The 21,039-nt window shown below is 45.6% G+C and carries 14 protein-coding genes; 9 read left to right on the top strand and 5 right to left on the bottom strand.

Annotated features, from left to right (window positions below):
- Window positions 1–112: 112 nt before the first annotated feature.
- From JMY03_RS09390 to rplU, 5 genes are all read right to left on the bottom strand, one after another.
- Window positions 113–781 (bottom strand): NuoB/complex I 20 kDa subunit family protein, encoded by a 669-nt coding sequence (locus JMY03_RS09390; RefSeq protein ID WP_025647210.1) that lies wholly within the window; start codon window positions 779–781, stop codon window positions 113–115.
- 157 nt (window positions 782–938) lie between these two features.
- Window positions 939–1,550, bottom strand: coding sequence for an NADH-quinone oxidoreductase subunit A (gene ndhC, locus JMY03_RS09385; protein ID WP_201603348.1), 612 nt, complete (start codon window positions 1,548–1,550; stop codon window positions 939–941).
- Between the two features lie 782 nt (window positions 1,551–2,332).
- Entirely contained in the window at window positions 2,333–3,004 is a 672-nt protein-coding gene (gene lolA, locus JMY03_RS09380) for an outer membrane lipoprotein chaperone LolA (protein ID WP_390880213.1), read from the bottom strand.
- A 399-nt stretch (window positions 3,005–3,403) separates the two neighbouring features.
- A complete protein-coding gene (gene rpmA, locus JMY03_RS09375) occupies window positions 3,404–3,661 on the bottom strand; it encodes a 50S ribosomal protein L27 (RefSeq protein ID WP_201603342.1) in 258 nt (85 codons plus the stop codon).
- 93 nt (window positions 3,662–3,754) lie between these two features.
- The gene (gene rplU, locus JMY03_RS09370; protein ID WP_025647214.1) at window positions 3,755–4,066 is read right to left on the bottom strand and encodes a 50S ribosomal protein L21; all 312 of its coding nucleotides are present in this window, start codon (window positions 4,064–4,066) and stop codon (window positions 3,755–3,757) included.
- Window positions 4,067–4,544: 478 nt separating this feature from the next.
- Between rplU and JMY03_RS09365 the strand changes: the two genes are divergently transcribed.
- The 9 genes from JMY03_RS09365 to JMY03_RS09325 all read left to right on the top strand — a co-directional run bounded on the left by JMY03_RS09365 (window position 4,545) and on the right by JMY03_RS09325 (window position 20,890).
- The gene (locus JMY03_RS09365) at window positions 4,545–5,567 is read left to right on the top strand and encodes a polyprenyl synthetase family protein (protein ID WP_201603340.1); all 1,023 of its coding nucleotides are present in this window, start codon (window positions 4,545–4,547) and stop codon (window positions 5,565–5,567) included.
- 749 nt (window positions 5,568–6,316) lie between these two features.
- A complete protein-coding gene (locus tag JMY03_RS09360; RefSeq protein WP_201603338.1) occupies window positions 6,317–7,690 on the top strand; it encodes an efflux RND transporter periplasmic adaptor subunit in 1,374 nt (457 codons plus the stop codon).
- Between the two features lie 35 nt (window positions 7,691–7,725).
- A complete protein-coding gene (locus JMY03_RS09355) occupies window positions 7,726–10,989 on the top strand; it encodes an efflux RND transporter permease subunit (protein ID WP_201603336.1) in 3,264 nt (1,087 codons plus the stop codon).
- A 137-nt stretch (window positions 10,990–11,126) separates the two neighbouring features.
- Complete coding sequence (locus tag JMY03_RS09350) at window positions 11,127–12,827, top strand: efflux transporter outer membrane subunit (protein WP_265089635.1); 1,701 nt, start codon at window positions 11,127–11,129, stop codon at window positions 12,825–12,827.
- Between the two features lie 219 nt (window positions 12,828–13,046).
- Window positions 13,047–14,054, top strand: a complete 1,008-nt coding sequence (hemB, locus tag JMY03_RS09345; protein ID WP_201603334.1) for a porphobilinogen synthase — start codon at window positions 13,047–13,049, stop codon at window positions 14,052–14,054.
- A 759-nt stretch (window positions 14,055–14,813) separates the two neighbouring features.
- Window positions 14,814–16,847, top strand: coding sequence for a UvrD-helicase domain-containing protein (locus JMY03_RS09340; protein WP_201603332.1), 2,034 nt, complete (start codon window positions 14,814–14,816; stop codon window positions 16,845–16,847).
- 53 nt (window positions 16,848–16,900) lie between these two features.
- Window positions 16,901–18,304: a magnesium transporter gene (locus tag JMY03_RS09335; RefSeq protein WP_201603330.1), complete on the top strand. Its 1,404-nt coding sequence runs from the start codon at window positions 16,901–16,903 to the stop codon at window positions 18,302–18,304.
- 128 nt (window positions 18,305–18,432) lie between these two features.
- The gene (gene dut / locus JMY03_RS09330) at window positions 18,433–18,897 is read left to right on the top strand and encodes a dUTP diphosphatase (RefSeq protein ID WP_201603327.1); all 465 of its coding nucleotides are present in this window, start codon (window positions 18,433–18,435) and stop codon (window positions 18,895–18,897) included.
- A 73-nt stretch (window positions 18,898–18,970) separates the two neighbouring features.
- A complete protein-coding gene (locus JMY03_RS09325; RefSeq protein WP_201603324.1) occupies window positions 18,971–20,890 on the top strand; it encodes a phosphomannomutase in 1,920 nt (639 codons plus the stop codon).
- The last annotated feature ends 149 nt before the right edge of the window (window positions 20,891–21,039 follow it).

Genomic DNA, 21,039 nt, shown 5'->3' with positions numbered 1-21,039 from the left:
AATGCTGTCTTCCTTCATTAATCATAACGTTTGAGCGGAACTGATTGATCAAAACCAGACTGTGCCAATTATCACTGCGCTAAGCATTACTATGCTAAATATAGTCCACGGACTAAATACTATCTGGACTACGCAAATTTTTCACCGCAATTCGATCCGCCTGCTTGCGATCACGCTCAGCCGTTAACTGCGGCTGATAAATTCCTTGATCGTTGACATGTACGCCTAGCGGGCGGCGCTCTTTGGCGATAGACTCTTGCAATAACATAAGACCTTGGATCAGTGCCTCTGGACGCGGCGGACACCCTGGTACATATACATCGACGGGAATGATTTTATCAACGCCCTGCACTACAGAATAGATATCGTACATGCCGCCTGAATTAGCACAAGCGCCCATCGAGATCACCCATTTTGGCTCAAGCATCTGTTCATACAGACGCTGAATCACCGGTGCCATCTTGATAAAGCAAGTACCAGCGACGATCATCACATCCGCCTGACGCGGTGATGCCCGAATGACCTCAGCACCGAAGCGCGACAAATCATGTACCGCGGTCAAAGTAGTGGCATACTCGACATAACAGCAAGACGTACCGAAGTTAAAAGGCCAAAGTGAGTTTTTACGGCCCCAGTTGGCAGTCGAATGCACAAGATCCTCTAGGCGACCCATAAAAACGTTTTTATGAACCTCATCCTCTAACGGATCATTGACCGTTTCACGAGTTTGCGCAGGATAGGTATCTGCATCAGGATTGGCTTTGGTTAGTGTATATTTCATACCATACAACCTTTTATGAAGAGCAGTTAAGCAGCTATAAACTAAGGCCTTTTAACTCTTAAGCATATAATGCTACGACTGCTAAAAAATAGCGGGTGATGCCCAAGTTATCTTAAGCGTGATAACTCATTTGCATATTAATAACGCCCATAAACCGTTATGAAGGCTCATCATCTGCGGTAAAATCAACAGAAGTGACATTACCGGTGGTATTAATATGATCAATGTTTTGCAAGTGACGACGATTAGCCTCAATGCTATTTGAGACATTGATCTGGCCCGATGACTGCGCCGGTACTTTACCCGTCGGATCGACCATCAACTCTTCAACACCGTTGAACTTAGTAATGTCTGCCAGATTGAACCCTGCAGGCGCGGCATGCAAGCGTGCTTTTTTGCGCAGTTTATCGGCAGGTGACCAGTTCATAGCCCCTAAACTGAGCTCATAAATAAGACCGACGATGAGCACCCCGATAAATATCGCAGCCGCAGCAAAGCCTAGCCAGCCCGTTTCGCGGACTGAGACCGAATAAGCGTATAGGTATAAGGCTTCTAGATCGAAAATAACGAAGAATATCGCTACTAGGTAGAATTTGGCAGACAAACGAATGCGGGCATTGCCAGCTCCGACAACACCCGCCTCAAATATCTCTTCTTTTTGTAAGCCTTTTGCGCGCCCGCCAAGCAAGCGCGGTACGGTCAACATAAAGACAACCAGACCGATGGCGGCTAAAATAAAGGCAACTGCTGACCAACTAAAGGCAGACATGATAATACTTGCTCCTCACCCAATCGAGTGTCAGGACTTGATAAACCATGGTTAGGATACAGAACCTCTTATCATTAAGAGGAGCATGAAGGCTATGCAGCCAATATCCTAAAACAACAATTCTATCAAGCACCGTAACGCAGACGAAAACACAGGTTCACTGTGCTGGTAATGGCCAATTATCAAGATCATTGACACCAAAAAAGAGAGGACACAGAATTTAGGTTTATCTAGCCCTAGGCTCAGATAAAAGCTGGTCATCAACCCCTTGGTATAAAGTAAAAGTGAATTTATTAAATCAATATCATATTGTGACATTTAATTGATTTAATAACTCATTACCTACAGTCAATAATGGCGCGATAACTGGCGTAAACGGTTTACACACTATACGCATATCAACGCTCAAAAGCCAGTTTTTCACTGTATTGCACGGTCATTTTATATGCTACAAAATATATCAATCCATCCACTACCCATGTTACCGCATTTTTACTATCTTCCTTTAGCACGCTAGTCTATGCTAGCTGACTTCCTTATCTATCACCATCAAAACCTGGCAACTTATAGTACGGATGAACCGCTAATATCTTTATTCAAAAACGGCCGCTCAAAGCTTAGAGCAAGCGTCAAATTACGCGGTTATTGTAAACCAAATCCTCTCAATTGCAACCTGCCAAATGTGACGAGTCAACAAAATAAAAAAAAGAGCAGACCTTACATCGGTCTGCTCCCTCTATACACCACCTATCTTTTATTGATTCATAAACAATCAGCAGTGCTTATTGATTGATGACATCAACACCTTTAGGCGGGGTGAATTTAAATTGGTCACTACCCAAATTAGGGTTGAGCTTGATGTTACTAAACTTGATAGACGTGGTTTGTCCTAAGTTATCATTGAGCACCATCATCACAGGCTTGCCGCCACTAAAGCTCATAGATAAGTTTTTGAAACTCGCATCACTCGCTTTTGGATAGAGCACATAGTAGTTTTTATTGGCGTAAGGCTGGGTGATTTTGAAGTTCTGGGCGATTTTATTGGGATCGCCTGATAATAATAGCGCTGGCGTATTACCCACTTGGCTATCTACCGTCTGCTTAGTCGCTTGCTCTAAGTCCTTGTCGTACACCCACATGGTACTACCATTAGCGACGATAAGCTGTTGAGACGGTGATTTTGTCTCCCAGCGAAAGTTATTCGGGCGCTGCACGCTCATTGACCCTTTAAAAGTGCCACTATTAGCGCCTTTCGTGGTTTGTGAAAAATCAGCGCTCATGCTCTTAGTGTTTGTCAATAAGCGATTTAAACGCTTGGCCGCTTGTAGGCTATCTGCTGGTGCAGCATTCGCCGTTTGAGTCATAGCGACCATAGGCGCAGCTACTCCTAAGCTGGTCATCAGCACGCCTGCTAATGCGCCACTCATTATTTTTTGTTTTGTAGTTGGCTTCATTGTCTCTTGCTTGCTCACTGTCATCGTAATTATCCTCTCTAAAGTTATAAAATAAAAATGAGTCATCATTTAAAGGTAATGATAAATCTTAATAGCAACTGCGCTTTTGTGTTGTCATTAGTTTTACATACATTTTGCAAACTTAGGTTTTGAACACTCGCTTTGAATACGTAGTCTTTTAAGCTGCGCTATTAAGCAATGAAGACAGTCTGCCAGTTTTTTTATTACGCGCCTAGTCATGATTTGCAATCTTTACTACGGCTGCCATACACGCTTGTAACTGCTACTAAGACGGATTAAGTCCAGCCATAAAAAAACCCTACTACCAAATAGGCAATAGGGAATTTTTAATCATTTAGCCATCAGCGAATTATTAAAAAACGCAGGCAATATCAATGATTAGGCGCTTTCAACCGTCACATAACGACGGTTAAATTTACCTTTAGTTGCGAACTTTACCACACCATCATTTAGGGCGAATAAAGTATGATCGCGGCCCATGCCAACGCCTTCGCCGGCGTGGAATTCTGTACCACGTTGACGAACGATGATGTTACCAGCAGTGATGGTTTGACCACCAAAGATTTTTACACCAAGCATTTTTGGGTTTGAGTCACGACCGTTACGGGTTGAGCCGGCAGCTTTTTTATGTGCCATGGATAATTCTCCTTGTTAATATGACTTATCACTGAGGTGATAACTCTTAAGCTTTTAGTGCGCTATTTATTATCAATAAATGATAATAGCTAATTAAGCATTAATCGCTTTGATTTTTAACAAGGTGTACCACTGACGGTGACCTTGCTCTTTGTGATAATGCTTACGGCGGTTGTGCTTGATGATACGGATTTTTTCACCGCGACCATGCTCAACCACTTCGGCTTCTACGCTTGCGCCGTCAACGATTGGTTGACCGACTTTTACGTCATCGCCATCAACAACCATTAAGACATCTTCAAATTTGATTGTTTCGCCTTTCTCTGCTTTAAGCAATTCAACTCTTAGCAATTCGTCGGCTACGACACGGTGCTGCTTACCACCACTTTTGATTACTGCGTACATTGTCTGACTCCGTTTAACCCGTGTGCCGTGGTAGATATTATACCTACGCTTCAATAACGAACACGACAGGGAAAAATTAAAGGCGTTATTTTACGTTTTCTGAATGATAAAAGCAAGCCGATTGTCTGGTTTTAGCAGCGCGTATTAGGTCTTATCATCTTAATAATCATAGCGATAGCCTAGCTAGCCTTAAGCGTAGTATTATAGCTCATTAAATCAATAACATATAGCTTATTTTATTCCATACTTATTCAATAGCTATTTCTGTTTTTATTGAGACGGCTTAATAGCTATTACTTAGCAACTACTCTATAAATTTCACTTAGTCTGACGCTATGACGCAATATTGTCGATAGCAATGAGCCGGCTGCGGCCTAGTGACTAAAACCAATAACACATATTAGTCACCAATTAACCAAATAGGCTGTGCTATTATAGGCAAATCTTAAAACCCATCTAATAAATACGACTCTATATTATGACCAGCATTTCTTTAGCTTCTTCAGACCTTGCTTCTCAAGCGCCTAATTATACGGACATTCAAAGCATCGTCGCTCATGATTTTGACATTATGGATGAGCAAGTCTTTGGTAGTCTCAATTCAAAAGTACAATTGGTGATGAGCGTCTCAAAGCATGTGATTGATGCCGGTGGCAAACGCATGCGCCCGCTTATTACCCTATTGTGCGCGCGTATGTTCAACGACGCGCCAAGCGAACAAGCGATGCATCTAGCCGCTATTACGGAGATGCTGCATACGGCCACGTTAGTACATGACGATGTCATCGATGAATCTGGTCAGCGCCGCGGCAAGCCCACTGCTAATGCCACTTGGGATAATGCCACTGCAGTATTAGTGGGCGACTATTTGATCGCTCGCGCCTTTAATTTATTGGTTGGCTTTCAAAGCTTAGAGCTGCTAAAGCTGTTCTCTGATGGCACTTGTGATATCGCTGAAGGTGAGGTATTACAATTACAGCATCAGCATAATCCAGCGGCGACAGAGACCGACTATCTCAATATTATCGACGGTAAGACCTCACGCCTATTTATGATGGCGACCCAAGGCGCGGCTATTTTGCAAGGACAAGAGCAGCATCTACAAGCCCTAGCTGATTTTGGTCAGCATTTTGGTAATGCCTTCCAGATTATCGATGATGTGCTTGATTACAGCGGCGATAGTGAGCTGATGGGCAAAAACTTAGGCGATGATTTGAGTGAAGGTAAGCCAACGCTACCGACTATTAAGGCGCTTGAGCTACTCAAAAACAGCGACAAGCAAGATTATGAGCAGCTGCGTATCGCCGTACAAACGGGGAAAACGCCGAATGCTGAGCAGCTTATCGAGCTCGTCCGCAGCTCCGGCGCATTAGATTACTGTAAACAGCGTGCACTAGAGGAGACGAGATTGGCCCAGCAAGCACTGGGCAGCTTACCTGACAACCGTTATCGTCAAGGCTTGTACCAGCTGACTGAGCTCGCTAGCGCACGATTGGTATAATGACATATGAATCGTCTGTGTTATTAGCTAATTGAGACGGCTCATTTTTTAGCAGCGTTTTTGAGCAACCGAGCCATAAATATTCATTGATCAAAAGCAACAGTCTCTAAAAAGACACCCTCTTAAAACGGGTGTGTCAGCAAATAGTTACCTTTCTTTAAGTTTCATAAATCCTGACGGCACTATAATTGTGTCAGGATTTTTTAATGGTTAAATACTGATTGACCACGCTCATTAGAGGCTACTGACTGGTTTAAGTCGCTATACTTTAAAGGTCATAATTAGGGGTTGATAAATTAGTCAATTTGTTGACAAAGCAGATTTTTGGCGGTTTTAAAACCTCAATAACACTATGGCTTTACAATTATAACAAAAAATTACAATAAATTTGCATATCGGGTTGTGTATCTTCTTATTAGCTGCTGGTTGGTGTAGCGGTTACTATGGCGGGATTTTATTTACTCAGCGAGCACAGTGCGGTCAGTTTTTGTCAGCTTTCCTATCGTGAATCACTTGACTGCGGGGTAAACCCTATAGTTTATAATAACACCTTAAATTTACTTGACGTCCTATAACTAGCTAGCGGTACTGCCCTAATTTATCAATTTTATCAATAGCTTCTTATTTTTTGGCTATAAACTTCTATAAAGTTTATTATTGCTCTTCGAAAAATAAGCTATTTTTTGATTATGATACGCTCTACCTCTATACCATTTATTCTATATTTTACTACTCTACCGAGGACCTTGATGAAGCATTCTTATCTTGCGCTTGTAATAGCATCTGTACTATCGGCTACAGTACTGGTCGGCTGTGACAATAAAGAAGACGCCGCTGCGGGTGAAAACGCTCAGCAGCAGATGCCGCCCGCTGTCGTCAACGTCCAAACTGTCAGCTTCGATACTGTGCCTCAAGTTCAGACTTTCTCTGGTCGTACTGCCGCTTATCAGACGGCTGATGTACGCCCTCAAGTCAGCGGCGTAATTGACGAAGTACTGTTCCGTGAAGGCAGTAACGTCAAAAAAGGCCAGCCGCTTTATCGTATCAATACTGACAACTACACGACCTCGGTCGCTAGTGGTCAAGCGGTGGTTGCGCAAGCACAGGCTAATCGCCAAACCGCTATCGCCAATAATGCCAATGCTAAAGCAGAGCTAGCCAGTCGCCAAGCCTCATTAGCACAAGCGATAAATGACTTTCAGCGTCTAAAAGGCTTGGTTGAGATTGACGCTATCTCCAAGCAGCAATATGACCAAGCGCAAACTCAAGTGCGTACAGCGCAAGCGGCTCTAGAGAGTGCTCGCGCTGCAGTCGGACAAACTGAAGCGAGCATTAGAAGCGCTGAGGCTGGGATTAAAACCGCGCAATCAAACTTAGATGCTAGCGCTTTGGATCTCAATCGTACTATCGTCCGTGCACCGTTGACTGGTCGTAGTGACCGCTCAAGCGTTACTGCAGGAACCTTAGTTAACGCTAGTCAATCTGAGCCTTTAGTGACGATTTCGCGCTTAGATCCTATCTATGTCGATATCAGTCAGTCATCATCCGAGCTATTGCAGCTTCGTCAGCAGATAGCTGAAGGTAAAGCGCAGGCGGGTATGAATTCTGTCGAGCTGGTCCTAGAAGATGGCTCAGTGTATCCAGTGCGTGGCAAGCTTGCGCTGTCTGAAGCTAAAGTCGATCAATCTACTGGCGCGGTGACTCTACGAGCTATTTTCCCAAATCCTAATAACGTGCTACTGCCAGGTATGTATGTCTCAGCGCGTCTGACTCAAAGCGTCATTCCTAATGCAGCCTTAGTGCCGCAAAGCGCTGTAATGCGTACGCCTAAAGGCGATTCACAAGTCTACATCGTTGATGAAAATAATCAAATCCAAGTCCGTCCCGTTACCATTAATGGTACTTATGATGGTCAATGGGTGGTCACCGATGGCTTAAGTAGTGGCGATAAGCTAGTGGTTATAGGCGGCTCTAAAGTTAAGCCTGAGCAGGAGGTCGTGGTCAAGCCGTTAGAAAACGCTAATGGTGCATCTGCAACGCCTACCGCCAAAACACCACAGCAAGCTGCGAAAACGGTAGCTGATGACACTTCTGAGCAGGACACTGCTACCACCACTAACTAATTCCATTCAAAGATAGGAAGACCTAGGGATATACTATGTCACGTTTTTTTATTGATCGCCCTATTTTTGCATGGGTGTTGGCCATTTTGGTCATGCTTATCGGGGTAATCTCGGTTGTTAATTTGCCGATTGAGCAGTATCCGCATATCGCACCGCCCACCGTTTCTGTTAGTGCCACTTATCCTGGTGCAAACGCACAAACGGTCGAAAACTCTGTGGTGCAAATTATTGAGCAGCGCATGAAAGGCCTTGATGGGCTGATGTATATGTCATCGTCGAGCTCCTCAAACGGTAGCGCATCGGTCACGCTAACCTTTGAGAACGGTACCGACCCTGATACCGCTCAGGTACAAGTACAAAACAAACTACAAGCAGCGATGAGCTCGTTGCCTGAATCAGTACAGCGCCAAGGCGTCAACGTCAATAAATCGTCTAGCAGCTTTATGATGGTGCAGGCATTTATTTCTGAAGATGGCAGTATGGATCGCGCTGACATTTCCGATTATATCAACTCCAATGTTCTCGATTCGATCAGTCGTGTTGAAGGTGTGGGTGAAGTGCAAGTGTTTGGCTCCTCTTACGCCATGCGTATCTGGCTAGATCCTGCACGCCTACGTAGCTATAACATGGTGCCCTCTGATGTTGTCAATGCCGTACGAGCACAGAACGCTCAGGTATCTGCAGGTCAGCTAGGACAAGCACCTGCTGACACCGATCAACAGGTGATTAACGCCACCGTCACCGTACAGAGCTATCTACAAACTCCTGAAGAGTTTAAAGATATCTTGCTAAAAACAGACACCTCGGGCGCGCAGGTACGCCTCGGCGATGTCGCAGACGTAGAGATTGGTAGTGAAAACTATAGCGTCAACTCCTTGTATAACGGTCAAGAAGCGGCAGGTCTAGGTATCTCATTGGCTGCAGGCGCAAACGCGCTAGAGACCCGTGAGGCGGTCGGCGCACGTATGGCCGAGCTAGAAACCAACTTTCCAGCAGGCCTAAGCTCTGTTGTGCCTTATGACACAACGCCTTTCGTGAAGCTTTCTATCGAGCAAGTCGTGAATACGCTTATTGAGGCTATTGTCTTGGTGTTTATCGTCATGTTCATTTTCTTGCAGAACTGGCGCGCCACCATCATTCCTACTCTTGCCGTTCCAGTGGTCTTGCTAGGTACTTTTGCTGTGCTTTATATCGCAGGCTTTAGTATCAACGTCTTGACGATGTTTGCGATGGTACTCTCCATCGGTCTACTGGTTGATGATGCGATCGTTGTTGTCGAAAACGTAGAGCGAATATTAGAAGAAAACCCTGATATTTCGGTCAAAGATGCAACCGTTCAGTCGATGGGCGAGATCAGTAAGATCGTTATTGGTATTGCGCTGATTTTGTCTGCCGTATTTGTACCGATGGCCTTCTTTGGCGGCTCAACAGGTGTTATTTATCGTCAGTTCTCTATCACCTTGATCACGAGCATGGCGCTGTCAGCCATGGTGGCTCTAATCTTCACCCCTGCCCTATGTGTGACCTTGCTAAAACGCGGTAAGAGTCACGAAAAAGGCAGTACTGAACAACAAAAAGGCTTCTTTGGCTGGTTCAACCGCGGCTTCTTTAAACTCAGCCGCTCTTATGAAAACTTCGTCGGCAAAAGTATTCGTTTCAAATGGCTATATATGATTGGTTATGCCGCCATCATCGGTATCATGGCGGTGGTGTTCTTGCGTATTCCAGGTTCGTTTTTGCCAGAAGAAGACCAGGGTATTATGTTTACCTTGGTTCAGCTTCCTGCAGGCTCTACGCTAGATGAGACGCAGGATGTACTGGATAAAGTCAGAAATTATTACGACACACAAGAGACGGACAATATTGCCTCTGTCTTTACCATTGCTGGTTTTAGTTTTGCAGGTCAAGGCCAAAACATGGGTCTGGCATTCGTTCGACTGTCAGATTGGGAGGAGCGCTCTGGGGAAGAGAATACCGCACAAGCGGTAGCAGATCGCGCGATGGGTTATTTCTTTACCCAGTTAAATGAAGCGCAAGTTTTTGCTATCGTACCGCCTGCGATTACTGAGCTTGGTAATGCTAGTGGTTTTGATTTGATGATACAAGATGTGGGCAATCTCGGTCATGATGGCCTACTCGAAGCCCGTAATATGCTGCTAGGTATGGCTGCACAAAACGAAAATGTGGCAGGCGTACGTCCTAATGGTCAAGAAGATGCACCGCAGCTCAAAGTCAATATCAATCAAGAACAAGCCGCCGCTTATGGTCTATCTTTAGGCAGTATCAATAGCGTTATCTCGACCGCCTGGGGCTCAAGCTACATCAATGACTTTATCGATCGTGGCCGTATCAAGCGTGTCTATGTTCAAGGTGAAGCCAGTAGCCGTACCAATCCTGATGACATCGGTAAGTGGTATGTGCGCGGCGAAACCGGTAACATGGTCTCTTTCGATGCTTTCTCAAGTAGCGAATGGCAGTCAGGCTCACCGCGTTTGACTCGTTATAACAGCTTACCTTCGATGAATATTCAAGGTAATGCGGCACCTGGTCTTAGTACTGGTGAAGCCATGTCAGCTATGGAGAACATGATCAGTCAGCTCCCTGAAGGTATCGGTTACGAATGGACTGGGTTATCACTTGAAGAACAAAAATCAGGCTCGCAAGCTCCTATGCTTTATGCGCTATCGATTCTAGTTGTCTTCTTATGTCTAGCTGCGCTTTATGAGAGCTGGTCTATCCCCTTCTCTGTCCTATTGGTTATTCCACTTGGGGTATTGGGTGCGGTGATATTTACGTGGTTACGCGGTTTTGCTAACGACATCTACTTGCAAGTGGGTCTACTCACCGTCGTTGGTTTGTCCGCCAAAAACGCCATCTTGATTATTGAGTTTGCCAAAGAGCATCAAGAGGAAGGTTATAGTCTCAAAGAGGCGGTCATGACCGCAGCCCGCCAGCGTCTGCGTCCTATTATTATGACCTCGCTTGCCTTTGGCCTAGGTGTCGTGCCGTTATTTATCGCCAGTGGCCCAGGTTCTGGTAGTCAAAACGCGATCGGTACCAGTGTTGTCGGCGGCGTTCTGACAGCAACCTTTTTGGGTATATTCTTTATTCCTATGTTCTATGTTTGGGTACGTAGTCTGTTCCCGCATAAATATGGCAATAACAAACCGCGTGATCCAGATGATAATGGATATGATGGTCACGATAATGGCCCTAACGACGACCCAACAGATGACACTCAGACTTTAGTCACCTCTGAGAATTATCAGCCTGCAAGCTTTGGAGATAATACACAATGAGTAATCCCTCTATTACTGCCCATACAGTGCCCAAGGCAATCACTACAAAAAAGCGAATGCTCGCATGCAACCCTGTAAAAAAAGCATTTGCAGGGCGCTCAACTCGCCTTTTGAGTTTGAGCGTATTGACACTAAGTATGGCTGCTTGTAACACCATACCAAAAGTAGATACTACGCCTGTGCTGGCGCAGCCAAATATTCCTATTAATGAGTCTTATAGCAACTTTGATAAAGAGACGGTTAGTACGCCGCAGCAGCCAAGCCTAGCGGGTCAGCGCTGGCAGGACTTTTATAGTGACGAGCGCCTGAAAGCACTTATCGCTTTGGGACTTGAGAACAACAAAGACTTTGAGAGTGCGCGCCTTGCGATTGAGCGCGCGCGAGCGCAGTACCGAATCACCGATATTCGCGATTTGCCTACGATTAACGGTCAGGTCGATTACTCTCGTCAAAGCCAAGCCACGCCTCGAACCAGTCTCCCTGGCGGCGGTAGTGTGGGTGGTCGTCAAACAACAGACAGTTATGGTGTCAACTTAGGTCTTGCCAGCTATGAGTTAGACTTTTGGGGTCGCATTGATAGCTTGAAAGATCAAGCGTTGCAGAGCTTTTTGGCAACGACAGCAGCAAAAGATGCCACCAAGATTAGTCTGATCAGTAATATCGCCCAAAGCTATGCTAATTTGAGCTACAGCCTAGCGCAGTTAAAGCTAGCAGAGGCCACTGTCGAGAGCCGTGAGCGCTCGCTATTTATTGCCAATGAGCGCTTTAAAGCAGGTATCGATCCTAAGCTGCCTTCCTTGCAATCTGCAGCAGCTTTAGAGAGTGCAAGACTTGCGGTACTACGTGCGCAAAGCAGTATTTTGACCTCCAGAAATGCTCTGCAGTTCTTATTAGGAGCGCCGGTACCTGCTGAGCTTATCCCAGCACCCGCTGTCAGCAATATCACCAATCACGAGGTGTTTAGTGCCGGCTTGCCAAGCGAGCTGCTACGCTATCGCCCTGATGTATTACAAGCGGAATACGATCTAAAAGCCGCGGGCGCAAATATCGCTGTCGCCCGTGCCGCTTATTTCCCAACGATAAGCTTAGCCAGTAGCGTTGGTGTCCGTAGCGATGGCTTGAGCGACTTGTTCGATAATGATGCAGTCGGCTGGTCATTTGGCCCTAATATCAGCGTACCCATCTTTGATGCTGGGCGTTTGGATGCAAACTACGATGTCGCAAAAGTTGAGCGCGAACAAACGCTTGCCAGCTATGAGCGCTCAATTCAAACGGCGTTCCGTGAGGTCTCCGATGTGCTCGCTACTCGCGCAACTCTAGGCGAGCAGCTCGCAGCTCAGTACCGCCTGCAAGATAACTTTGATCAGACTTATGAGATTGCTGATGCGCGCTTTAAAGCTGGTATCTCAAACTATCTCGATGTCCTTGATGCTCAGCGCTCATTGTTTGACACTCAACAAGGCATTCTAGACTTAGAGCTACAAAAAATCATCAGTCAAATCGAGCTATATCAAGCGCTTGGCGGCGGTGCCAATCTCGATACACCTGTCGCGATTCCGGTTCCGCAATATACTAACTTGGCCCAAGTTGGTACTTTATTAACCAAAGATGCCGAGTCGCAAGCGGCCTATGCTATCGACGCTGCTAGCTCAGCGCGAGTAGCTGCAGCACCAGAAGCCGCCGCTATCAAACAAGCACAGACGCCTGTGAAGGTTGACTTTGAGCCGACTGCGATTGTCGATATCGATAATGACAACGACGCTGATGCAGCGGTTGGGGTATTGACTGAAGAGACACCTACTGAGCAAGTACCAGTGCCACAGATTGTCACTCCATAAAGATGGTTATATAACATCTGGTAACTAGCTAGCGTATTATTTTTATAACAATTAGCTCTACCTTCTTGGTGGGGCTTTTTGTTGTTATGTGCTACCTTTAGTAGTTATATATAGATAGTAGTTATATATAAAAGCTAAAAATTTTAGCTGCATCTGATGCTTTACTTATTTAATGATTACCCCCTCAAACTTACTAAAACTAATAATAAGGAAAAAACAATGTCTTATACGTTTAATCGTCAATTCCCCGAGACTCGCCTGCGCCGCTTGCGCTACAACGATAATATCCGTGCTATGATTCGTGAAGTCGAGCTTCACCCCAAACATTTCATAGCCCCAGTATTTGTATTAGAAGGTAGTAATCAGCGCGAGGCCATCGCCAGTATGCCGGGCGTTGAGCGCTTATCGATAGACCTATTGATTAATTATGCCAAAGAGCTCTTAAGCGAGGGCGTGACGACTATCGATATTTTCCCTGTTATTGACAACTCGCTAAAAACTCCTGATGGCAAAGCGGCCTATGATGAGAATGGACTAAGCGCGCGTGCCGTAGCAGCACTAAAAGACGCAGTGCCTGAGATGGTGGTGATGACCGATGTGGCGCTCGACCCTTATACGTCACACGGTCAAGACGGCTTGCTTGATGACAGTGGTTATGTGGTCAATGATGACACCGTTGAGGTGCTGGTCAAGCAAGCACTCGTCCATGCTAGAGCTGGCGCTGATATCATCTCTCCAAGTGATATGATGGATGGCCGTATCAAAGCCATGCGTGATGCCTTTGAAAGCGAAGGTCTTGTCAATACCGCTATCATGGCTTATTCTGCCAAATACGCTTCTGCTTATTATGGGCCGTTCCGTGATGCAGTCGGTAGCGCCGGCAACCTAAAAGGCGGTCATAAAAAACAATATCAGATGGACTTTGGTAATCGTGCGGAGGCCTTGCACGAGGTCGCAATGGATATCGCTGAAGGCGCTGATATGGTCATGATCAAACCCGGTCAGCCCTATCTCGATCTGATCCGTGAAGTCAAAGACACCTTTGGCGTACCGACTTTTGCCTATCAGGTCTCTGGTGAATACGCGATGCACATGGCAGCTATTCAAAACGGCTGGCTGACTGATGCGGTGATCCTAGAATCGCTTATTGGTTTTCGCCGCGCCGGTGCCGATGGTATCTTGACTTACTTTGCACTTGAGGCAGCTCGGCAGTTGAATAATGCTTAATATGGAGTCAAGATATTAAGTCCAATAAAACAAAATAGCGCCAATTGGTTTCGTTCAGTTGGAGTAATGTTTTACGTAGGCTGTGGCTTTAGCCCAGCACTGAGTTAAATTTCATAAACTTGAAATGCTGGGCTAAAGCACCAGCCTACAATGACTGCCCATCCATTGAGTCCTGAAAATGAAAAGCAATACATTCAAAATATGCCTTCGAATAGCTATATTTATATTAATAGTCTTTTTAATAAACGCTGTCTTCCACTGGTATTCCAGAATACACGTATGTTCTAGTGTTTTCGGTATAGAGACTAGCTTTAAAAATATTATTTCTTGCGATTATCACTTTGTACAATTAGTTGATAAATACTTTTTTAGCATTAGTTCTGGTGACGAAAGGAGCGCCATTGCAAATGATTTAATAGCGTTTAGCGAACGGATTGTTATTGTTAAAAATTTTTTAATACTGATAGTGTTCGTTATATTCGTATATTTCACTTTACCCTTAACAAAATTAGTCAAGGATTAGCATCTGTTTGATATCTTGAAAACAGATCATATCTGTATTGATCGCATATCCGACAGCGCTTTTTATGTGCGCTTCTTTCATCACCTCCTCCCAAAAGTCAGCACTTTTGCTTTATAATAGCTCACCTAATTTTGATAGCTTCTGTTAGCTATTAACCCGTTATCTACCGAATTTTATTACTAAAATTTGTGATCCTTGCTATCTCGCGTTCGTAACCTCTGTCCAAAAGGTAATCTATGAGTCAACTCAATCCTCGACAACAAGAAGCCATGCTCTATGTATCAGGGCCGCTACTGGTATTGGCTGGCGCAGGCTCGGGTAAAACTTCAGTGATTACCCGTAAGATTGCTTATCTTATCGAAGAGTGTAATACGCCAGCCGAGCGTATCACGGCGGTAACCTTTACCAATAAAGCGGCGCGCGAGATGAAAGCACGGGTCAGCAAATTACTGCCTAGTGAGAAGACCCGCGGGCTAACGGTCTCAACCTTTCACCAATTTGGCTTGCAGTTTTTGCGTTATGAGCTGATTCATACTCCGCTCAAGGGTAACTTCTCTATCATGGATAGCGATGATAGTAAGCGCCTACTTATGGAGCTGATGATGCGCGATAATTTATCAGGCGCAGAGAGCCGCGAGCTGGTGGGTAAAGCCATTAAGATGATATCCGACTGGAAAAACGATCTGGTCGAGCCTGAGCAAGCGATGGAGACGCTTGATGATCCAGAGGATATGATTTTTGCGACGCTATATGCGCTTTATGAGCGTAACTTGCGCGCTTATAATGCCGTTGATTTTGATGATTTGATCGTGCTGCCAACCAAGATACTGCGTGAAAATCGCGAGCTGCGTGACAAGTGGCAAAACCGTATTCGCTATTTATTAGTCGATGAGTATCAAGATACCAATACTGCCCAGTATGAAATGATTAAATATCTCGTTGGGCCGCAGGGACGCTTCACCGTGGTGGGCGATGATGACCAGTCTATCTACGCTTGGCGCGGGGCCAAACCTGAAAATATGGCGCTGCTCAAAGAAGACTTTCCAAAACTTAAAATCGTCATGCTTGAGCAAAATTACCGCTCTACCAGTCGTATCCTAACGTCAGCCAACGCGGTCATTACCCATAACGAGCATCTATTCGAGAAAAAACTGTGGTCAGATAAAGGTGAAGGCGAAAAAATTCGCATTATTAACTGCCGCAATGACGATGATGAAGCCGAGCGTGTCGCCAAAGAGATCGCCACGCATAAACTGCGTTTTGGTAATGAGTGGGAAGACTACGCAGTGCTGTATCGCAGTAACTTTCAGGCGCGAATGCTAGAGGCGAATCTGCGTCAGCTACAAGTCCCTTATAAATTATCAGGCGGTCAGTCGTTTTTTTCGCGTAGCGAGATCAAAGATATCATGGGCTATCTGCGCTTGATTCTAAATCCCGAAGACGACAGTGCTTTTTTGCGCATCATTAACACGCCAAAACGCGGTATGGGGCCTGCGACCCTCGAAAAACTAGGCCTGTTCTCGCAAGAGCACAGTATCTCGCTACTTGCTTCGTGTACTCATGGCGGCTTGAGTCATGTATTACCGAGTAAGGCTTATGGTACGCTAAAAGAGTTTGGCGACTTTATCGAACACTATACTCGTGAGCTTGATCAACATCCTGACCCGGTTCCTATCGTTCGGCAAATGATTGATGAGACCGGCTATATTGATTTTGTGCGTAGTGACGCAAAAACCCCGCAGCAAGAAAAAAACCGCATCGATAATATCGAGATGCTTTATGCCAGTATTCAGTCCTTGATCAATCGCGCTGAAGACGATGAAGATCGCACTATCGATACTATCATTCGTAAATTAGTACTGCTTGATATGCTCGAGCAGCAGCAAGAAGAAGAGAATACCAATAAAGTCAACCTGATGACGCTGCACGCGGCAAAGGGCCTTGAGTTTAACTACGTCTATATCATGGGTCTTGAGGAAGAGATGCTGCCGCACCGCAACTCAATCCTCAGCGAAACCATTGAGGAAGAGCGGCGCTTGATGTACGTCGGTATCACTCGGGCGCGCCGCGAGCTGACTTTGACTTTGGCCGCTCAGCGCCGTGCCGGTGGGCAGATGCGCGTCACCTCCGAGTCGCGGTTTTTGGATGAGCTGCCAGAAGATCATATCGATTGGCCCGCTAAGGCGAAAAAGAAAAAAGCCACCAAAGATCCCGCCGCTGTCGCTGATGAGTATCTAGCCAATATTCGAGCACTACTGGGTAATCGTTAGCAGTGCATTAGCCTTACTACTGTCTTTAACCTGTCATCACTTTTGGAACTGTTATGTCTGCACCTACGCCTAATTCTGAACGCGCCACCACCCTACCGGCAGACTATAATCCGTTAGAATATAGTGCAGAATATAAGCTGCTGTACCTGCAAGAGTTAGTCGCAAAAGAAGCTTCCAAAGAGATTGTTGAATTCCTCGCTAAGCAATCAGAGTACGAGATTGCTAACTTGCTAGAGTCCTTCCCTATTCAAGATCGGCACCTGATTTGGACGCATGTGCCAGAGGAGCTCAAAGGCGAAGTACTCGCTGAGCTTGAAGATGAGACGCGCCAGCCTTTACTTGAAAACGTCTCCTCCAAAGAAATCTCCTTATTCACTCAAGATCTCGATGCGCAAGATATCTCCGAGATTTTGGAGACTGTGACCGATACCGTACGTTCATCAGTCATGGCGACCTTAGATGAAGACGTTCGCGTTCAGGTCAATAAGCTGGATACTTATGCCGACTGGGAAGTGGGCAGCTATATGGATCCTGATATTATTCAGGTACATGACGATATTAGCTTGGCTGACGTACAAGGCTGGCTACGAGACAACATAGATCTGCTTGATGATCAAAGCCAAGAGCTATTGGTCGTCGATCAAAGCCAGCAGCTCTTGGGCCTACTTAGCTTAGTTGACTTAATTAAACACGATCAGCAAGCTTTAGTCGCTGACTTTATCGATAACGCCATTACTATCAATGATAGATTAGATATCACTGATGCCGCCGCTATTTTTCGCTCAGAAGATATCCGCTTTGCGCCTGTGATTAACGACTTTGGTGAGCTGGTCGGTCAGCTCAATGGCGAAGACATCATGGAGATTATTCAAGATGATGTCGATAGCACTATGCGTAATCTAGCAGGTGTTAGCCAAGACGATGAGCTGTTTGCGCCTATCCTAGATAGTGCAAAAAGCCGTAGTATTTGGCTCGGTATTAATTTGGGTACCGCGCTGCTAGCTGCTGCGGTCATCGGTCAGTTTGAGGAAGTACTCGCACAAGTAGTCGCTCTAGCTATTCTTATGCCAGTGGTTGCTAGCATGGGCGGTATCGCCGGCTCGCAGACGTTGACGGTGGTGATTCGCGGTATGGCGATGGGTCAAATCGGGGGTTCTAATCGGGTTTGGTTGCTTAATAAAGAGCTGTGGGTCGGCGCGATAAACGGTATTATCTGGGCCATTATTATGGCAGGTATTGCGCAGTTGTGGTTTCAAGATGGTAAGATCAGCGCGGTGATTGGCTGTGCTATCGCTATTAACATGACTGCGGCTAATGTCTCGGGCATCAGTATTCCACTGCTACTCAAACGCATGAATATCGACCCTGCCCTCTCCGCTTCGGTTATTTTGACTACGGTCACTGATATCGTCGGCTTTATGTCGTTTTTGGGGCTCGCAAGCCTTTTGATACTTTAGCGCCCTTTTCGCTTCGTGTTCGCTTAGATGTAGTCATCAATGGCGTCAGCGAACTGCTAACCTTGATAAAGAGCTCAAACATAATCTTAAAACAGCCATTTTAATTCATAAAAGTATTAGGACAAATGATGCAAACTGTACAAGTGAAAGTATTAAACTCAAAAGTAATCGACGACCCAGCCTTTTCGCTACCTACGCGCGCCACTGACGGCTCAGCAGGTATTGATCTGCGCGCTTGTATTGACGAGCCTTTAACGATTAAGGCGGGCGAAACGCATCTAGTAGGTACCGGCTTGGCAGTCTATATTGCTGACCCTAATTTTGCTGGGATGATTTTGCCGCGCTCAGGTCTTGGTCATAAGCATGGTATTGTGCTTGGTAATTTAGTAGGATTGATAGATGCAGATTACCAAGGCGAGCTGATGGTCAGCGTGTGGAACCGTAGCGCTGATGATTTTGTGCTTAATCCAGCGGAGCGGATGGCGCAGTATATTGTGGTTCCAGTCGCGCGCCCAGAGTTCGATATCGTCACCCAATTTAGTGATCAAAGCGCGCGCGGTGCCGGCGGCTTTGGTCATTCGGGTCGTCAGTGATAGTCAGTTTTTTTAAGAAGTAATATTAATACACGTATAACAAGCGACATAATAAGGCCACGGGAACAAAAAGATGCAGAACAAATCGCCTTTTGCTGCCCAAAAAGCCTTATTTCGTGCTTATGATATTCGCGGCGCGCGGCGCTATTTTACGCAAGACTTTGTGCAGGCGTTAGCGCAAGCTTTTATGCAGCTCTATACTACTCAGCGTCATAATCCCAAAGATTATATTCAAGGTCAGACGCAGTCTAGCCCTACCGTGGTCGTTGGCTATGACGTGCGCCACGGTAGCGACTGTATAGCGCAAACGATAGCTGATATTCTACAAGCCAGCGGCCTAAAGGTTATTCATCTAGGCTTAGTCACTACCCCTATGGCGGCGTTTTGGGCGCAGCAATATGATGGTCATAGCATCATGGTCACCGCCAGTCATTCTGCAAAAGACACCTTGGGGATTAAGTGGCTGGTCCATAACGCCTCGCCTAGTCACGCCCAGATTCAAGCCCTCTACCAGCAAGTCGCTAACAGTCAGCTCAGTGCTAATAATAAGCTCAGCGCTATGGCTGATAACACTCATAAAGATAAAGTATCAACCAGTCCCTGCTTGCCCGCCGATACCATCGCAAGCATTTATATCGAAGCGATAGCGCAAGTGATACACGCTATTCATCCGGCTGATAAACGCGTCTCGGACCATAATCGTAACAAAGATAGCTTCTTACGGCATACCGTCTCTCAACCGGCTTTGAACCTAGACAACAAGCTAGACTTGACTCTGGTTATTGACTGTCTCAGCGGCGCGACCAGTAATATCGCCAAGCCTTTATTTGAGCGCTTTTGTCAGCGCGTCATTATGCTCAATGACTGTCCTGATGGCAGTTTTCCTACGGGTAATCCTGATCCGACAGAGCCTAACCGTCTTGCAGAGTTACAGCAAACGGTCATCGTTAATCGAGCCGATATGGGCTTAGCTTTCGATGGTGATGGCGATAGACTCATGATTGTCGATAATAGCGGCAAAGTCGTCACCCCTGATCATTTATTGTACTTATTAGCGCAAGTGGCCATTACTGAGCGACATTCAAAATTAGATACAACTGCTAACGATGAAACTAGCGACCACACTGCTACGGCGCCGCCCGTATTATTCGATGTCAAATGCTCTCATCATTTAGCAAAATTACTCGCCGCTCTTGGTGCTAAGCCCGTTATGACTCAAACGGGCAGTAGCCTATTACGTCAACACTTACAAACTGATCACAAGCAAGCTATCTTTGCCGGTGAGTTATCGGGTCACTTTATCTTTAACGATGGCTATTTTATCGTTTATGATGATGCGATGTACGCCGGACTGCGCTTACTGTACTGGCTAGCGTTTACCGCTGTCCCTACTATCGCGCAAACAGAAAAAGTCATGCTGACCACTGACTTGTGGGGCGAGCTGCGTTCAGTATTACCGCCTTATGCTTTGACAGATATCACAAGGAGCCTACCTACTTTAGTCAGCACCGCTGATCACTATCTACCCTTACCTGCCAAGCAAGTTTGTCAGGCTTCCTTATTAGAGCATCTAACAGTTTGTTGCTGCTACTTACAAGATTTAGCGAGTGGGCACGGTGCTAATACGGATAACACTAAGCTAAGTCCTGTAGATTTATTTAAAAACTTAACACTTTGCAGTTGTTTTAATAATGGCGCTAATACTCGTACTGAGACCCATCTTGCTGTTCATAATATTTGCAATATCAGCATAGAGCAAGCGAAGCAGCTGATGCCATTAGATACGCAGATATCGCTGATAGACGGCGTACGCTTAGACTTTGCGAATGGTTTTGGTGTGCTGCGTGAGTCTAATACCAGTCATAGCCTTACCGTACGTTTCGCTGGCGATAGCTTGAAGGATCTGCAAGCAGTGCAAGCGCGATTCGTCGCTTTATGCGAGCTATTTGATACCCTCTTAGCTCAGCAAATTGCAGCTATCGAGCCGGAATGATACCGTGCAGCTAAGCAATTTAATTTATACTACAAGCTGCGCAGTATTTAGTATCATTGCTATCTGATAATTGCTGCTTAATAGTTATTGTTTAATATAGTGTATTAAATATAAAAATGTTATAAGATAAAACATCTCAACAGATATAC

Source organism: Psychrobacter submarinus (assembly GCF_904846685.1).
Classification (GTDB): Bacteria; Pseudomonadota; Gammaproteobacteria; order Pseudomonadales; family Moraxellaceae; genus Psychrobacter; species Psychrobacter submarinus.
This window is presented reverse-complemented; position numbering and strand designations above follow the sequence as displayed.

What these genes read in the sequence shown, in the direction of transcription:
- JMY03_RS09390 (WP_025647210.1), bottom strand. Translation starts at nt 781, where the DNA reads ATGAAATATACACTAACCAAAGCCAATCCTGATGCAGATACCTATCCT.
- ndhC (WP_201603348.1), bottom strand. Translation starts at nt 1,550, where the DNA reads ATGTCTGCCTTTAGTTGGTCAGCAGTTGCCTTTATTTTAGCCGCCATC.
- lolA (WP_390880213.1), bottom strand. Translation starts at nt 3,004, where the DNA reads ATGAAGCCAACTACAAAACAAAAAATAATGAGTGGCGCATTAGCAGGC.
- rpmA (WP_201603342.1), bottom strand. Translation starts at nt 3,661, where the DNA reads ATGGCACATAAAAAAGCTGCCGGCTCAACCCGTAACGGTCGTGACTCA.
- rplU (WP_025647214.1), bottom strand. Translation starts at nt 4,066, where the DNA reads ATGTACGCAGTAATCAAAAGTGGTGGTAAGCAGCACCGTGTCGTAGCC.
- JMY03_RS09365 (WP_201603340.1), top strand. Translation starts at nt 4,545, where the DNA reads ATGACCAGCATTTCTTTAGCTTCTTCAGACCTTGCTTCTCAAGCGCCT.
- JMY03_RS09360 (WP_201603338.1), top strand. Translation starts at nt 6,317, where the DNA reads ATGAAGCATTCTTATCTTGCGCTTGTAATAGCATCTGTACTATCGGCT.
- JMY03_RS09355 (WP_201603336.1), top strand. Translation starts at nt 7,726, where the DNA reads ATGTCACGTTTTTTTATTGATCGCCCTATTTTTGCATGGGTGTTGGCC.
- JMY03_RS09350 (WP_265089635.1), top strand. Translation starts at nt 11,127, where the DNA reads ATGGCTGCTTGTAACACCATACCAAAAGTAGATACTACGCCTGTGCTG.
- hemB (WP_201603334.1), top strand. Translation starts at nt 13,047, where the DNA reads ATGTCTTATACGTTTAATCGTCAATTCCCCGAGACTCGCCTGCGCCGC.
- JMY03_RS09340 (WP_201603332.1), top strand. Translation starts at nt 14,814, where the DNA reads ATGAGTCAACTCAATCCTCGACAACAAGAAGCCATGCTCTATGTATCA.
- JMY03_RS09335 (WP_201603330.1), top strand. Translation starts at nt 16,901, where the DNA reads ATGTCTGCACCTACGCCTAATTCTGAACGCGCCACCACCCTACCGGCA.
- dut (WP_201603327.1), top strand. Translation starts at nt 18,433, where the DNA reads ATGCAAACTGTACAAGTGAAAGTATTAAACTCAAAAGTAATCGACGAC.
- JMY03_RS09325 (WP_201603324.1), top strand. Translation starts at nt 18,971, where the DNA reads ATGCAGAACAAATCGCCTTTTGCTGCCCAAAAAGCCTTATTTCGTGCT.